A 15,164-nucleotide genomic window follows, 5' to 3' on the forward strand; every position below is an offset into this window, starting at 1 on the left:
AGTCGAAGTTTCTACCACATCAACAGCTGGCGCATCTGGCGATCCGTGGTTAACCAAAACATCGGTGTTTGTAGCTGAACTAGCTTCTTCACGACCTAGGGCAAAAACGCTCAACAAGAACGAATCTGGATTGGTGTAACCGGTTTCGCTCACAATACCATTTGCGATGGCAATGTACGTTTCGCCGTTAGCTAGCGTCGTTGTTAAGTTGTAAAGCGATTCGGCAGCAGAAGAACTTGATGCTGGAGCAACGTCAATGCTAATTGGCACACCAGCTGCAACGTCGATAAACGGAGTAGCGGTTCTAAAGGCAAAATTGTCCAACTCTAATTCGCCATTGATGTACACATCAACTTCTGCAGCAGCAGCGTCTGGTGAATTGTGGATTACTTGTAAACGTGCGGTTTGAGCATAATTGCCCTGCACGTAAAAAAGAAAAAGCAAGAAAACGAAACTTGTAACTTTTTTCATAATACTTTTTTTTGTTGTTATTGATGGTTTTAGCAAGAGAATTGAAAAAGGAAACGAATTCATTTTGACTCACCATTTTGCGCAGAATAGCAAACCTTAATTTATTCGCAAGCCTCACTCAACTTACTTTGCTAAACGAGAGAGTGGTTTCAGACTTGATAGTTGCTTAGACTATTGTTAATCTTAATCTAAGAAACTGTTATATTCTACTTAATAAAAAGACGATTCCTGCTGTATCATACATTGTGCGTATCGAATCCTTAAAGCACCGAATAGATAATTATGCTATTGTGGTTTTTAAGTCGATTCCTTTCTTATTTTTGACATGAAATATTCCGTCATGAAAAAGTTTATTGCAGTTCTAGCCTTATTGTTTAGTGTTGTTTCGTTTGCACAGAAAAGTCCTGTGACAGCAGCGGTGATTAAGGACATCGAAAAACAAAAAGAAAAAATACAAACTGAATTAAAAAAGAACGACCGAAATGCAGCGCTAGCTACAGCTCTTGCCTTACGTGCCGACGTACACCGCCTGTATGAAAGTGCTTCGATCGCCTTCGCGGAAAAGAAAGAAAAGCTAAGAATTGCCGAGGCGGCTTACCTCGCCAGCGGAAAAACCGAAAAACTGATTCGTTCGCAATACAGCGATAAAGAAATCGAAAAAAGCTTGGATGAAATCATGAAAAATCTGAATTCTATAAAAGAGTAAACGAATTCAATACCAGATTTTTAAATCACTTTGACTAAAGTATTACTTATTGATTCCTACGACAGCTTCACGTACAATTTAGTTCACTACTTTGAAGCGCTCGATTGCCAAGTTACGGTTCTGAAAAACGACGAACCATACCGCGATCTACTAAACACACACGACTGTGTAGTGCTTTCGCCCGGACCAGGACTTCCGGAAAATGCCGGGAATTTACTTCCGATTATTTCGGAAATCGTTACCGCCAAAAAAGTTCTAGGTGTTTGCTTGGGTCTACAAGCGCTTGTGACGCATTTTGGAGGCAGTTTAGTCAACTTACTTCAGGTGCACCACGGCTATGCTGATTTAATGACGCAAACGCAGGAAAACAAGCTTTTTCGTGGACTTCCAAAAACATTCCATGTAGCACGCTATCATTCTTGGGCGGCTTCATCAACCAATTTTCCCGAAATACTGCAAATCACCGCTCAAACTTCCGACGGAACCATCATGGCTTTCGAGCACAAAAATTTACCTGTCTTTGGCGTTCAATTTCATCCTGAAAGCATTTTAAGCGAACACGGAATGCAAATTCTCAAAAATTGGATTAGCTTGTAGTTTTTGTTCAGGTAATCTTATTCAAGATTCTGAAAAACATTATTTTAAATTATTGATATAGAAAAAATCTATCGCGTAAAAACGAGCTTATTACCGTTTGATAAAGCTTCATCAAAGGCGTAACCTTCCGAATTGAAAAGTTTGATGTCGTCTAAAGATTCCGCTTCGCTTTCAACTAAAAAACGCGCCATCATGCCACGAGCTTTCTTCGCAAAAAAAGAAATCATTTTAAGTTGACCGTTGTGAAAATCTTTAAAATCAACTTCCACTACTTGCGTTTTAAAGGCTTTTAAATCGACCGCCGAGGCATATTCTTTACTCGCCAAATTAACCAGTAACTCGTCTTTCGAAAGCTGCTTTTTCACGTAAGCGGTTACATCCTTCTTCCAAAACTCATACAAATTTTTGGCTTCCCCTACTCCCAGTGAAGTTCCCATTTCCAATCGATACGGCTGCATGAAATCAAATGGTTTTAGAATTCCATACAAACCAGACAAAATCATAATGCGCTCGTTAAGTCGAGAAAGCACTTCAGTAGATAGCGTGTGTGCTTGTAAGCCGTCGTAAACATCGCCACTAAAACTAAAAATAGCCGGACGTGCATTTTCGGAAGAAAAAGGCGGTTTAAACGACTTATTTCGATGGTAATTGAGTTCGGCCAACTTATCGGAAATGTCTTGAAGCGCCATTAAATCCGTTGGCTTTAACTTTTTAAGCGCTTGGTTAACTTTTTTTGACTTCGTTAAAAACTGCGGACTGCTATAATCAAAATTCGGATATTCACCCGCTTCTAACAAACTCTTTGACGGAGACAATAAAATTTTCATAGTTAATTATATAGCGATTCGTCGATTTTGAGATTTCGAATAAAACGAACACTGCTTACCATAGCTTCATGCATGTAGATATCGTTCTCTACTTTCGGCACCAAGGTTCTGAAATCGCGCAACACAGCTTCTAAAGCATTTCCGGTTTGATGTTTACGAAGCAAAAGCGCCTGACTCGCATTAAACAATTCAATAGCGAGAATGCGCTCCACATTCTCAATAATTTCGAGCGTTTTTACCGCAGCGTTCGCACCCATGGATACGTGATCTTCTTGGCCGTTGCTGGAAACAATACTGTCGACACTGGCCGGAGTTGCCAATTGCTTGTTTTTACTTGCGATGGCTGCCGCGGTATATTGCGGAATCATAAATCCGCTGTTTAAACCCGGATTTCCCACTAAAAACGCTGGCAATTCGCGCAATCCGGAAATGAGCTGAAAAATACGTCGCTCGCTAATACTTCCCAGTTCGGAAATCGAAATCGCAAGAAAATCGAGTGCCATCGCCAAGGGTTGTCCGTGAAAATTTCCACCCGACAGAATCAAATCTTCATCAACAAAGATGTTTGGGTTGTCGGTAACCGAATTCAATTCCGTCTTAAACACTTTTTTCACATAGTCTAAGACATCTTTTGATGCGCCGTGCACCTGCGGAATACAGCGAAAAGAATACGGATCCTGAACCTGTTTAGGCGAATTTTGCATCTGAATACTATCGCTCAAAAACGAACGTACACGCGCCGCCGTTTCGATTTGCCCTTTATGCGGTCGAGCCAAGTGAATGAGTTCGTGAAACGGTTCTATGCGGCCGTTAAACGCGTCGAGCGACATAGCGCTAACCAGATCGGCGAGATAATTCAATCGAGACGATTTTATAATGGCATATACGCCGTACGCCACCATAAATTGCGTGCCGTTTAACAGCGCTAAACCTTCTTTACTTTGCAATCGAATAGGTTCCCAACCCATACGCGCATTAATTTCTGCGGAAGCGTAAATTTTGTTATCAAACCAAACCGAACCTTCGCCAAACAACGGCAAAACCAGATGCGCCAGCGGAGCTAAATCGCCCGATGCGCCCAATGATCCCAAATCGTAAACAACGGGATAGACTTTCGAATTGTAAAACTGCACCAAACGCTCAACCGTTTCAATCGCCACGCCTGAATTTCCATAACTAAGCGACTGAATTTTAAACAACAACATCAGTTGAATAACTTCCAACGGAACGTGTTTCCCTAAGCCACAAGCATGACTTTTAACTAGATTTTCTTGTAAAGTCGATAAGTCGGCCTCGGATATTTTCACATTACAAAGCGAACCAAATCCGGTATTTATTCCATAAATCGGTTGTTCGCTGTTGCGGAGCTTCTCGTCTAAATAATTTCTACTTCTATTGATATTCCCCTTTGCTTCTTCAGATAAATCGATGGTTAAATCGTTCTCAATAATATGAACAACCTGAGCAATAGTAAGGGTTTTCGAACTGATGTAATGTATAGATTCCATAGTAAATTCTCTATTCCAAAAGTCTGTATTAATATGCATGCTGCAAATTTTTTAAGGAGTTTTTATGCTATTACGCACCGAAAATTTTTCAAGCCGTTCGTAATCTGGTAATTTCCGGCTATTAAAAATTTATTATTATAACAAACAGACCTTATTTTCTACTTAAATTTAACAAATTCGTAAAAGTTTTAAAAGGATTTTAGGCATACAACTATTATTTTACTTTTGAAAAGTTACAAACTTAGGACAACGCTTATGAAAGTGCTAAAATTCGGAGGAACATCGGTTGCCAATGCGCAGAATATTCAATTGGTAATCGACATAGTTAAGAAGCAAGAAACAAAGAAATTGGCCGTGGTGGTCTCGGCACTGGGAGGTGTTACCGATTTACTGCTCAATGCGGCACAATTAGCGGCACAAGGCTTGAAATTGTACGAAACGGAAATTCGCAAAATAGAGAGCAAGCATCTCGAAGCTGTAGATGCCCTGTTACAACAACCTCTAAAATCGGAAGCCGAAGCTGCTTTACACCAACATTTCGACCAACTAGAAACCCTACTCAAAGGCGTGTTTTTACTGGGCGAGTTATCCGATCGTACTTCGGATGCCATTTCGGGCATGGGCGAACTTATGTCGTCGACAATTATCGCAAAAGCTTTCCAGCAACAGCTCGATCGCGTGGTGTACGTCGATAGTCGGAATATTATTACAACCGATAGTAAATTTGGTAAAGCAAAAGTGGATTTCGAAATTACCAATTACCAAATTCAAAAAGCACTAAAATCCGACGGAATTTATTTGCTGCCCGGTTTTGTAGCTTCCTCTCACGAAAAACATACAACTACTTTAGGAAGAGGCGGTTCCGATTACACCGCAGCCATAGTCGCAGCCGCGCTCGAGTCAGAAGTCTTGGAAATCTGGACCGATGTTAACGGCATGTACACCGCGAATCCGAAAATTGTGAAACAAGCACTGCCGATTAGTGAGATTTTGTATCATGAAGCTATGGAATTATCGCATTTTGGCGCGAAAGTTCTCTATCCGCCAACTATTCAACCGGTATTGAATAAATCGATTCCGATTCTAATCAAAAATACCTTCGAACCCGAACACCCGGGAACACGTATTTCCGACCAAATTCAAGGAAATGCCAATCCGATTAAAGGAATCACGCACATTCAAAACATCGCTTTGCTAACGGTTGAAGGCAGCGGAATTGTTGGCGTTTCTGGTTTTTCAAAACGGCTATTCGAAGCGTTATCATTAGAGAACATCAGTGCTATTTTTATTACGCAAGCTTCTTCAGAACACTCGATTTGTGTGGGCATCACCGAAGCCGAAGCCAAAATTGCCAAACAAGCCATCGATAAAGCGTTTCAAATTGAAATTGCGCAGTCGTTAATCGATCCCACAATCGTAGAAACGCAATTGAGTATCGTGGCGCTTGTAGGCGAAAAAATGAAAAATCACCAAGGAATTAGCGGGAAAATGTTCTCCACTTTAGGTAAAAACAACGTAAACATCCGCGCTATTGCTCAAGGTGCTTCAGAACGGAATATTTCCGTGGTTATTGGCGACAAAGACGTAAATAAAGCACTCAATACCTTGCACGAGCGTTTCTTTGAAGACAACACCAAACAGCTGAATTTATTTGTAATGGGCGTGGGAAATGTTGGCGAAAAGTTTATGGAACAGCTCACCCAACAACGCAAATACCTGCGCGAGCAATTGAAAATAAACTTGCGATTGGTGGGCATTTCGAATTCGCGAAAAATGTACTTCGATTTAGATGGAATTCCGCTTAAAGACTGGAAAAACAAATTGGAAGAAGGAAAAGCTGCCGATTTGGAGCAGTTCATCGCTAAAGCTATCGATGCTAACCTGCGAAACGCCATTTTTGTTGATAATACCGCTAGCGAACTTGTAGCAGCAACCTACGCCAACTATCTTGAAAAGAACATCGCCCTAGTTACGTGCAACAAAATTGCGTGTGCTTCCGAGTACGGAAATTACAGTCGTTTAAAGGCGCTTGCACGGAAATACAGCGCACCATTTCTGTTTGAAACCAACGTGGGCGCGGGCTTACCGATTATCGACACCTTAAAGCACTTGATTACCAGCGGCGATAAAGTCAATAAAATACAAGCCGTTCTGAGCGGAAGTTTGAATTTCATTTTCAACAACTTCAACGAAACCAATAATTTCCACGACATAGTGGTAGAAGCAGGCGTGCAAGGTTTTACAGAACCCGATCCCAAAATAGACCTCAGCGGCATCGACGTGGCGCGAAAAATTCTCATCCTCATTCGCGAAAGCGGCTATGCGATGGAAATTGAAGACATTGATAACGTTTCGTTTTTGCCCGACGAATGTTTGAAAACAACCAGCGTTCCTGCATTTTTTGAATCGCTTAAAAAACACGACAAGCATTTTGCCGATTTGTACCGAAAAGCTGCTGAAAAGGGCTGCCGCTTGAAATACGTAGCCGAATTTGAAAACGGAAAAGCAAAAGTTGGTTTACAGGAAATTCCGGCCACGCACGACTTCTATAATTTGCAAGGCAAAGACAACATTGTTTTGTTTTACACAGATCGTTACGTAGACCAACCCTTAATCATAAAAGGTGCCGGAGCTGGTGCAGCTGTAACTGCTTCGGGTATCTTTGCCGATGTAATTCGTATTGCCAATGTCTAAATTTGAAGAAGTACAAGTTTTTTGTCCGGCTACTGTTGCCAATTTATCCTGCGGCTTCGATGTTTTGGGATTATGCTTAAAAGGCGTTGGCGATGAAATGACCATACGCATTACCGACGAGCCCGGCGTGCGCATCAAACGTATTTCTGGCGCCGATTTATCTTTGGAAATCGAACAAAACGTTGCGGGTGTTGCGGCGGTTTCGCTTCTTAATTTCTTAAAACCCAAAGTTGGCTTTGAAATCGAAATCGATAAAAAGATTAAACCCGGCAGCGGTATTGGAAGCTCGGCCGCAAGTGCAGCTGGAGCGGTTTACGGCATCAATAAATTGTTGGGAACGCCGTTGCACCGACGCGATTTAATTCCGTTTGCGATGCAAGGCGAAGTATTGGCCAGCAAAGCCTTTCACGCCGACAACGTGGCTCCTGCCCTACTCGGTGGATTCACGATTGTGAAAGGATATCATCCGCTGGAAGTATTGCGAATTGATGCGCCCGACGATTTATATGTTACGCTAGTACACCCAAAAATCGAACTGCGCACAGCCGATTCGCGTGCCGTTTTACCCGCGCAACTACCTTTGAAAACCGCGGTACAGCAATCCGGAAACCTCGCTGCATTTGTACATGCGTTGCATACGAAAGATTATCTGCTGCTCGGACGCGCTACGCAAGACGTCATCGCCGAACCACACCGCGAAAAACTAATTCCTTTGTTTTCGTTAGCCAAAAGCGAAGCGCTGAAATCGGGAGCCCTCGGCGTTGGTATTTCCGGTTCCGGACCGTCGATTTATGCACTCTGCGAAGGCAAAACAAGCGCACAAGAGGTAGGTCGCGCCTGGAAATTAAGCTACATGCTCAACAACATCGAAGCCGACGTATTTATATCACAAGTTAACGCCAAAGGCACTGAACTAATTTAAAATGAACTATCGCAGCTTACAAGGCGGTGAGGCCGTATCGTTTGAAACTGCCGTCAGGCGCGGACTAGCACCCGATAACGGACTCTATTTCCCGACGGATATTCCGCAACTACCCGCTTCTTTTTTCGAAAAAATAACAAACCTGTCTAAAGAAGAAATTGGTTTTGAGGTAATTCGCCCATTTCTAGCGCCTGAAATCGACGATTCATCGCTTCTTCAAATCGTTACCGAAACCTTGTGTTTTGATTTTCCGTTGGTGCCACTCGACGAAAATACAGCGGTTCTTGAGTTATTTCACGGACCAACACTGGCGTTCAAAGACGTTGGAGCTCGGTTTATGTCGCGCTGCCTCGCCTACTTCAACAAAAAGCAAACTTCAGTGCACAACACGGTTTTGGTGGCTACGTCTGGCGACACCGGTGGCGCGGTTGCCGATGGGTTTCTAGACGTTTCGGGAATTGAAGTAGCTATTTTATATCCGGAAGGAAAAGTGAGCGACATTCAAGAACGGCAATTGACGACTCTGGGAAGAAACGTAAAAGCTTTCGCCGTTGCCGGTAGTTTCGACGACTGTCAGGCCATGGTTAAACGCGCGTTTTTAGATTCCGATTTTGAAAATTTGGGACTTACTTCGGCCAATTCAATTAATGTAGCGCGGTGGTTGCCACAAATGATGTACTACTTTTTAGCGTATGCGGCAGTAAAAAATAAGAATCAGAACCTTGCGATTTGCGTGCCCAGTGGCAATTTTGGAAACATTTGCGCCGGATTAATCGCCAAAAAAATGGGGTTACCAATTGCGCATTTTATCGCTGCCACGAATGTAAACGACACCGTTCCGCGGTACATGCAAACCAAGGAACTCGATCCGAAGCCAACAATTCCGACGATTTCGAACGCCATGGACGTAAGTATCCCGAGCAACTTTGTTCGCGTTTTGGAGTTGTTTCCCGGCGATACACTCGCGCAGTTGTTTTCGGCGGTTGCCTTTACCGATGCCGAAACGAAAGTGGCAATGCGGGATTTATACGATACGTTTGGCTATGTGGCCGATCCGCACGGCGCTGTGGGCTATTTGGGTTTACGGGCTTTTCAAAAGACACATCCCGATTATTACGGTATATTCCTAGAAACGGCACATCCGATTAAATTTCCAGATGTGGTAGAAGAAACGTTAGAGCTAAAACTCAACTACCCAAGCTCGGTTCAAAAACTACTGGATTTAGAGAAAAAATTCGAGCGCATTAGCACCTACGCCGATTTAAAAGCAAAATTATTACACTGATTTGGGCGGTCCGGCGGCACACGTTCGGTGGAAAAACCTAACCGCCGTCAGGCCATTCGCTATATCTTTTGCCTTCGTACCTCCGGCAAAAGGATGCCGCTGCTGTCCTTACCGCGAAAATTAGTGCTAGAAATTTCAAAAAGCTAACAGATTTTCATTATAAAATCAGCAAAATCGGACTTTAAAATTCATATTTAAATATTGATTATCAATTTTTTACGCTTGGTAATATTGCAATATTACGTTTTAAAAAACACAAAGCCATTTATTTACTAAACGTCGCCCACAAAATTGCCTAACGAACCGCTCAAATTAAAGGACACAAACAATACTTCCCTATTTTTCAAGCCACTAAAATGTAAGTTTATATTGTACCGAAAAAAGTAGCCGCTCTGGAATCGCTTTTAAAGAGGTCTTTTTCTGGTAAGATTTATGTTTTTTACTTTTTATAAGAGGTTGTGTAACAGCTACTGCTGTTGTGCGACGTTTTATATTCTAATATGTAAAGATTCACAGTAATCATTAAAAGAACTACATTTACTACTCTCAAGTAACTCTATAAAGTGTTCCTTATCTATCCTGCCCATAAATTTATTTACCTCACCCTTCTTTTTGTCATAAGTCTCACCAATTATTTCAAAAATTTTTTCAATGGTATTTGCAGGATGGAATATGCATTTTTCTGGATCTTCATTTTGTAAATCGAAATTAACGACCGTTCTAATTTTTTCATAGTTCAAAGAAGAATCAAAACGCTCAAATATATTTGAAATTGCTAGCAACCATGATTCTAATTCCATAATTGCAAAATGAAATTTGATTTTTTCTGGGTTTGATGATAATGTTGAAATTGTCTGCTGATGATTATTTATGAATTTTTGGCTTATTTCAATATCAATTGTTGCATTTTGAACGGCTTCTCGATACTCCTTAGAGTACATGTCTCTTAAACCTACCACTTTATCAAAGCCTTGACTATCGCTAAAGAGATATTTCTCTCGTTTAATTATACTAGAAATTACCTTTTTATCATTTCCTATATTGATAATTTGAAAATATAAATTTGCGCTTCTATTTTCAAATGAATACTCCGTAGGATTTAAATCATGATCATTGAATAAAGTATAACACTCAACCCAAACATTTTGATATTCAAAAAACTTAAGGATTAGTTCTCTTGTGAAAATAAGTTCGGTCTGACCTTCAACGAAAATTGCGGTTTTAATCATGCGTTCTTGGACATTAAATAATTTGAGGAAAAGAAATCAAAATTTGATAGACCAGTAAATTTAAAATTTTCAAAAGCCTCAGCATCAGATTTCGAATTAATACTTTTCACTTTAGTCCCTTCTCTCATTAAAATATTCCAATATTTTAGGTCTACAACCTCCATGAGAAAACTGTCATTTGAAGTTGCTATTAGTTGAATATCATTATTCAGACATTTTGAGAATATTAATTTTCCTAAATTAGTTGCTCTTTCATAATCTAAGCCTTCGCAAAGATCATCTATAATAATGGTGGCTGGTCTTTTTCGACTTAGAAGGTATTGAACATAAACTATAACAGCTAATGCTCTAAACATTCCTTGTGAAAGTTTAAAATGAGGTATTGATTTGCTTATTCCATCTTCTTTCACAAATATTATTGTAAGTTCAGTTTTATCTTGAATAGTAATGTCTGTTAATTTGTATCCTATGTTGTTAAAATCAGATATAATTTGTTCTTTGTCAGTTTTTTTTAATGACTTAAATAGAGTGGGAATATCTTCAACTGCAGTTAATAAATCATATTCTTGCCTATTAAGTAAAGAATAAGGGCTAATATTGCCAAATTTAAAACCATAAGATTGCTCAGCCCAATTTGCAATATCTTCTAAATAAGGATATTTTTTTATATCTCTATTTGTATGAATGACTAATTTATTTTCGGGTGGATAAGTGTAATCAAACAATCCTTTATTGTTTAAGTTTTTTATTTTCACTCTATTTCCATAATTTTTTCTATTTCTTGCTAAAACTAACTCTCCGTTAACGGTCATTTTTTCAAACGTAACCCCATGATTAGCAAAGCTAGTACTGAATCTATATTCAATTTCATCTCCTTTATGATTTTCGAATATAACTTGCCAATCTCCACCCCAATTCAAGTCTCTTTTTTGAGTAATCATTTTTACAAGCAAATCAATAGTTTGAAGTGTTTTCGTTTTACCAGTAGAGTTTTTTCCAACAACTAGGTTGACAATCCCTAATTGTAAATTTTCAAGCTCCCAGTTGCTGTCTTTGTATGATAAACTTTTTAATTTCATTTCTCAATTATAATATCGAGATAAATATAGAACATAATTTCTATACTTCAGGGAGTCAAAAAATGTCGAACGGTTTACGAAGTTGCGTAGTGGCGGCATTTTAGCACTGCCGTTGATTAGGATTACTATCGTTCAATTTAGTACAAATGTTCAATAGAAATCCGTCAACCGCCATTACGCCAAACCCGTGGTACCAGCAGTTTTTATTTCCTGTGGAAAGTATTTTGCTAATGTCAATTGTGCAACATCACTACTTAATAGCAATTTTATACACCTGTCTGTGAAATCAGATATTTTCAAATGCTTACTAGCAATACTTCTAATCCCTTTATTATTTAGTGAAACTAGTACTTTGCTATAGTCCGAGGATGAAACCATCTGATTTAACTCTTCAAATCGTTGAGTGTACCAATCGTTAATTGAAACTTTCTCTAAAAAGTCCTGATAGTTGCTTTCTAATTGAGCCAGTGCATTTCCCTTTGTAACATCACTATCCGTGAAGTAATAATTAACTTTTATACTTACATAATTTGTCGCTTGTACTTCTTTTAATTTGTCGAGTTCTTTTATAACATCTGCTTTTATAAATTCAACATTCGCTTCATCAACCAGTAGCTGTTTTGCCAATAACTTTAAAAAATCTTCATCTAAAAATAGATTCTCGACTTCAGCAACTTTGAAAGAATACACTTCGTCAGACTTAAGTTTATCAAGCCTTTCACCATTGTGGTGGTCGGAATCAATAAGGCCAAAAGACTTAGTATTCACATTTTTTAATTTGTTAAATGCCTTAGTGTGATTTATTACATCAAAACAACTTCCAACAGGCACGATTGTCAATTCAGGAAATAAAATAGAATAGATTCGTTCATCAATGCTGCCTTTAATTCCTTCGCAGAATAATATGTTCTTTCTACTTCCAAGTAATTCTAACATTAATGTCTCTGGAATCTCGTCCGTTGGAATATCCTCTATTTCCCATTTATCAGGATGCGTAAAGGACTTTATCCATATTTTTTTCGCTGTCGTTCTGCTCGTTGCAAAATCTAAATCGTGAGTCAAATAGATAAAAATGCAGTCTGGTCTTTTAGCTTCCAATAAATCCCATAGTTTTTTAAGAATTGTCTTATGTAAATACATTTCAGGCTCATCAACTACAATAAACCCATCTTTTGGGGCTTGTAAAACTTGAGCAATCAGGTATAACATAACTTTTTCACCATCACTCATTTGAACTGCAGGATATGACCTGCCCTCATCAGATTTAGCTGTTATGTTTACCCCGTCATCACAGCTAATTGTTCTGTGTTCAATAAGTGAATTCCAAATTTGGAAAGTAATATCAAGATTAGTTAGTTCTGGGTTAGAGATTGTAGTTCCAGAGTTGACAGATTCAATTGCCTTTTTTCTATAAGAGTTTCCAGCCGAGATATTGTCAGCTAGCAGATTCTTTAAAACAATTCCAAACTCTTGTTGTAAATAGTCAAATCCACTATTTGATTTATTTGTTTTATCTCTTAGTTGATATTGTTTTAAGTCTGTAGCTGTTTTTTCAGGATTTGCAATTGAGTCAAATTTAGGAACTAATAATATTCTCTGTGCAGATATAACGACACCGTTATTTTGAAGATAAGTTTTAAATTTATTAGATAAAGTTGTTTTACCACTTCCATTAGCACCAATTGCAACAACATTACTATCAAAATATCCAATCTTGTTAAAGAAATCAATATTGAATTCTATTTGTTCATAAAGAGAAGAAATATTTAAACTATTTTGCTCTAGATTACTTTTTATCTGTGATTTCCAGTGCTCATTCTGATGGGCTAAGAATGATGAATTAAGTTGTCCCCTAAAAGGTAATGTCGATAAAATACTTTCTAAGTTCGATTGAAATTGATTGAGGTAATTAATCTTTAACTCTCCATGCTCCGCCTTTTCCTCCAATTTTGTGGTTAAGGAAATAACTTTGTCGATATTGTCTAATGTCAAGGCATTACAATCAAGTTCAAAAGCACCTTGGCGATGAACATTCAAGTCTCTTTTTGCTGTATCAATAAATTGTAAAAAATTGTCTATTTCTGCACTCATATTGGTCTTTGTGATGTCTTAAAATTGCTGGTAACTCCCAAATATACGAAAGTTTTCATCTCTCATCTAAGCGAGCTATTCGCGAAAACACCCGTAAATACTGGAAACAATTCCTTTTTCTCGCCTACGAGACTTTTATAATCTTTCGTTTTTTCAATAGGTGAAATTTGTAAGTGTAATCTCAAAATTTACAATCTAAAACGTAATCTTATTCACTATTATATTTCTCAACAATAAAGCTGTTTTAATCGTAAAATCTCCAAAAAATATATTTCAAAAAAGCAGCATTCGCATTTGGGTTTTGTTTGCTAAAGTAAACAGTCCGTAACTCCCAAAACTACCTACTTATAGGTATTTTTTTATCAATTTTTGGTAACGTATGCCCTAGCCTGGATGGCAGCGGCAGCCCGTAAGAAAAATACGGCTGCGTGAAACGGTGGATGTGTGGTGACCTTAGAAACCATACAAACGCCGATGCAACGCGCCGTGTTTTTTGCGGACTATAGCGTACAGCCGGATTAGCTGCGAATGAAAAAAATGAAAAAAATGAAAAAAATGAAAAAAATAGAAAGAAGCGAAAGAAGCGAAAGAAGGAAACTGGCCTTCGACAGGCTCAGGCATCGACGATGCGTGGGTTAAGCTGGCAATACGATACGTTAAGTGGTGAACGTCGCAAAGTCTTAATACTTAGATCTTAATACTAAAAGTCTTTGCGCTTAGCCTTCGACAAGCTCAGGCACCAACGTTGTTTGGGCTCAGGGGGCAAACTGATACGTTAAATGGCGAACGTCGTGGAGTCTAGCTTCTCGTGTCTAGCTTCTAGCTTCCCAAAAACGATACGTTTAGTGGTGAACATCATGAAGTCTAGCTTCTAACTTCTATCCCGATAGCTATCGGGACTAGCTTCTCGCTTCTCAAAAAAAAAAAAGTTAGAAACCGGCTTTGTTTAAAATTGCTCGCATTCCCTCTTGTAGTTTAAATGCTGCTTCACCTGCTTTTTCCGCAAAATTGGCTTCGGAACTGGCGTAAATAACCGCTCGTGAAGCATTTACCAGAAGTCCGATTTTGTCGGTTAATCCGTACTTACAAACTTCGGCCAAACTACCGCCTTGAGCACCAACGCCAGGCACTAACAAAAAGCTATTCGGCACAATTTTACGCACTTGCTGAAAATACTCCGGACGAGTAGCGCCCACCACGTACATCAGATTGTGCGCATTAACATAGGTTTGCGAAGTTTCGAGAACTTTTTCGAAAAGCGCTATTTGGTCGGTTGTGCCTAATTGAAAGTCGGCAGCGCCCGGATTCGACGTTAACGCCAGTAAAATGGTTTGTTTGTTGGAATGTGCAAGAAAAGGTTCTACCGAATCGCGACCCATATACGGAGCAACGGTTACGCTGTCGAAGCCCAAATCGTCGAAAAAAGCACGTGCATACATATCGGCTGTATTGCCAATATCTCCGCGTTTAGCATCTGCAATGGTGAAAATTTCAGGATAATTTTCTTTGATGTAAGTTACTGTTTTTCGAAGGGCTGTCCAACCTTTTTCCCCATGTGCTTCGTAAAATGCAACATTCGGTTTGTATGCCACAGTTACAAAATGCGTTGCATCGATTATGGCTTTATTAAATTCAAAAATCGGATCGTCGGCGCCAGCTAAGTATTTGGGGAGCAGTTTAGTATCGGTATCTAAACCCACACATAAAAACGACTTTTTGATTTTGATTTGCTGTACGAGCTGATTTATCTCCACG

Annotated in this window: 12 protein-coding genes; 5 read left to right on the forward strand and 7 right to left on the reverse strand. The window is 39.3% G+C overall.

Annotated elements, in window-relative coordinates; translation table 11 throughout:
* A partial coding sequence (locus Q0064_RS06060; protein ID WP_298145809.1) for a DUF4397 domain-containing protein occupies window positions 1-471 on the reverse strand: 471 nt, incomplete at its 3' end.
* 340 nt (window positions 472-811) lie between these two features.
* On the opposite strand from Q0064_RS06060, the gene Q0064_RS06065 reads away from it, so the two are divergent.
* Window positions 812-1,177, forward strand: a complete 366-nt coding sequence (locus Q0064_RS06065) for a hypothetical protein (RefSeq protein WP_298145812.1) — start codon at window positions 812-814, stop codon at window positions 1,175-1,177.
* A gap of 30 nt (window positions 1,178-1,207) precedes the next feature.
* Window positions 1,208-1,774, forward strand: a complete 567-nt coding sequence (locus tag Q0064_RS06070) for an aminodeoxychorismate/anthranilate synthase component II (RefSeq protein ID WP_298145814.1) — start codon at window positions 1,208-1,210, stop codon at window positions 1,772-1,774.
* Between the two features lie 68 nt (window positions 1,775-1,842).
* Here Q0064_RS06070 and yaaA read toward each other — a convergent pair whose 3' ends face one another.
* The gene (yaaA, locus tag Q0064_RS06075; protein WP_298145817.1) at window positions 1,843-2,601 is read right to left on the reverse strand and encodes a peroxide stress protein YaaA; all 759 of its coding nucleotides are present in this window, start codon (window positions 2,599-2,601) and stop codon (window positions 1,843-1,845) included.
* A 2-nt stretch (window positions 2,602-2,603) separates the two neighbouring features.
* Window positions 2,604-4,109 carry a histidine ammonia-lyase gene (gene hutH / locus Q0064_RS06080; protein WP_298145865.1) on the reverse strand — a complete coding sequence of 502 codons (1,506 nt, stop codon included), beginning with the start codon at window positions 4,107-4,109 and terminating at the stop codon, window positions 2,604-2,606.
* A gap of 255 nt (window positions 4,110-4,364) precedes the next feature.
* Here hutH and thrA point away from each other — a divergent pair, with 255 nt between their 5' ends.
* Genes thrA through thrC form a run of 3 tightly spaced genes read left to right on the forward strand, consistent with a single transcriptional unit; the run spans window position 4,365 to window position 9,010 of the window.
* Window positions 4,365-6,803 (forward strand): bifunctional aspartate kinase/homoserine dehydrogenase I, encoded by a 2,439-nt coding sequence (thrA, locus tag Q0064_RS06085; RefSeq protein ID WP_298145819.1) that lies wholly within the window; start codon window positions 4,365-4,367, stop codon window positions 6,801-6,803.
* The gene (locus tag Q0064_RS06090; protein WP_298145822.1) at window positions 6,796-7,725 is read left to right on the forward strand and encodes a homoserine kinase; all 930 of its coding nucleotides are present in this window, start codon (window positions 6,796-6,798) and stop codon (window positions 7,723-7,725) included. The genes thrA and Q0064_RS06090 overlap by 8 nt, the downstream gene beginning before the upstream one ends.
* A 1-nt stretch (window position 7,726) precedes the next feature.
* Window positions 7,727-9,010, forward strand: a complete 1,284-nt coding sequence (gene thrC / locus Q0064_RS06095) for a threonine synthase (protein WP_298145824.1) — start codon at window positions 7,727-7,729, stop codon at window positions 9,008-9,010.
* Window positions 9,011-9,498: 488 nt separating this feature from the next.
* Here the strand turns inward: thrC and Q0064_RS06100 are convergent, their stop codons facing one another.
* The 4 genes from Q0064_RS06100 to pyrF all read right to left on the reverse strand — a co-directional run bounded on the left by Q0064_RS06100 (window position 9,499) and on the right by pyrF (window position 15,163).
* Complete coding sequence (locus tag Q0064_RS06100; RefSeq protein WP_298145827.1) at window positions 9,499-10,239, reverse strand: DUF4276 family protein; 741 nt, start codon at window positions 10,237-10,239, stop codon at window positions 9,499-9,501.
* Window positions 10,236-11,318 carry an ATP-binding protein gene (locus Q0064_RS06105; protein ID WP_298145830.1) on the reverse strand — a complete coding sequence of 361 codons (1,083 nt, stop codon included), beginning with the start codon at window positions 11,316-11,318 and terminating at the stop codon, window positions 10,236-10,238. Before Q0064_RS06105 ends, Q0064_RS06100 begins: the two co-directional genes overlap by 4 nt.
* Window positions 11,319-11,492: 174 nt before the next feature.
* On the reverse strand, window positions 11,493-13,409 hold the full coding sequence (locus Q0064_RS06110; protein ID WP_298145832.1) for an AAA family ATPase: 1,917 nt from the start codon (window positions 13,407-13,409) through the stop codon (window positions 11,493-11,495).
* A 929-nt stretch (window positions 13,410-14,338) separates the two neighbouring features.
* The gene (pyrF, locus tag Q0064_RS06115) at window positions 14,339-15,163 is read right to left on the reverse strand and encodes an orotidine-5'-phosphate decarboxylase (RefSeq protein ID WP_298145835.1); all 825 of its coding nucleotides are present in this window, start codon (window positions 15,161-15,163) and stop codon (window positions 14,339-14,341) included.
* Window position 15,164 lies beyond the last annotated feature (1 nt).

Source organism: Flavobacterium sp. (genome assembly GCF_027490375.1).
Lineage (GTDB): Bacteria > Bacteroidota > Bacteroidia > Flavobacteriales > Flavobacteriaceae > Flavobacterium.

What these genes read in the sequence shown, in the direction of transcription:
- Q0064_RS06065 (WP_298145812.1), top strand. Translation starts at nt 812, where the DNA reads ATGAAAAAGTTTATTGCAGTTCTAGCCTTATTGTTTAGTGTTGTTTCG.
- yaaA (WP_298145817.1), bottom strand. Translation starts at nt 2,601, where the DNA reads ATGAAAATTTTATTGTCTCCGTCAAAGAGTTTGTTAGAAGCGGGTGAA.
- hutH (WP_298145865.1), bottom strand. Translation starts at nt 4,109, where the DNA reads ATGGAATCTATACATTACATCAGTTCGAAAACCCTTACTATTGCTCAG.
- thrA (WP_298145819.1), top strand. Translation starts at nt 4,365, where the DNA reads ATGAAAGTGCTAAAATTCGGAGGAACATCGGTTGCCAATGCGCAGAAT.
- Q0064_RS06090 (WP_298145822.1), top strand. Translation starts at nt 6,796, where the DNA reads ATGTCTAAATTTGAAGAAGTACAAGTTTTTTGTCCGGCTACTGTTGCC.
- thrC (WP_298145824.1), top strand. Translation starts at nt 7,727, where the DNA reads ATGAACTATCGCAGCTTACAAGGCGGTGAGGCCGTATCGTTTGAAACT.
- Q0064_RS06100 (WP_298145827.1), bottom strand. Translation starts at nt 10,239, where the DNA reads ATGATTAAAACCGCAATTTTCGTTGAAGGTCAGACCGAACTTATTTTC.
- Q0064_RS06105 (WP_298145830.1), bottom strand. Translation starts at nt 11,318, where the DNA reads ATGAAATTAAAAAGTTTATCATACAAAGACAGCAACTGGGAGCTTGAA.
- Q0064_RS06110 (WP_298145832.1), bottom strand. Translation starts at nt 13,409, where the DNA reads ATGAGTGCAGAAATAGACAATTTTTTACAATTTATTGATACAGCAAAA.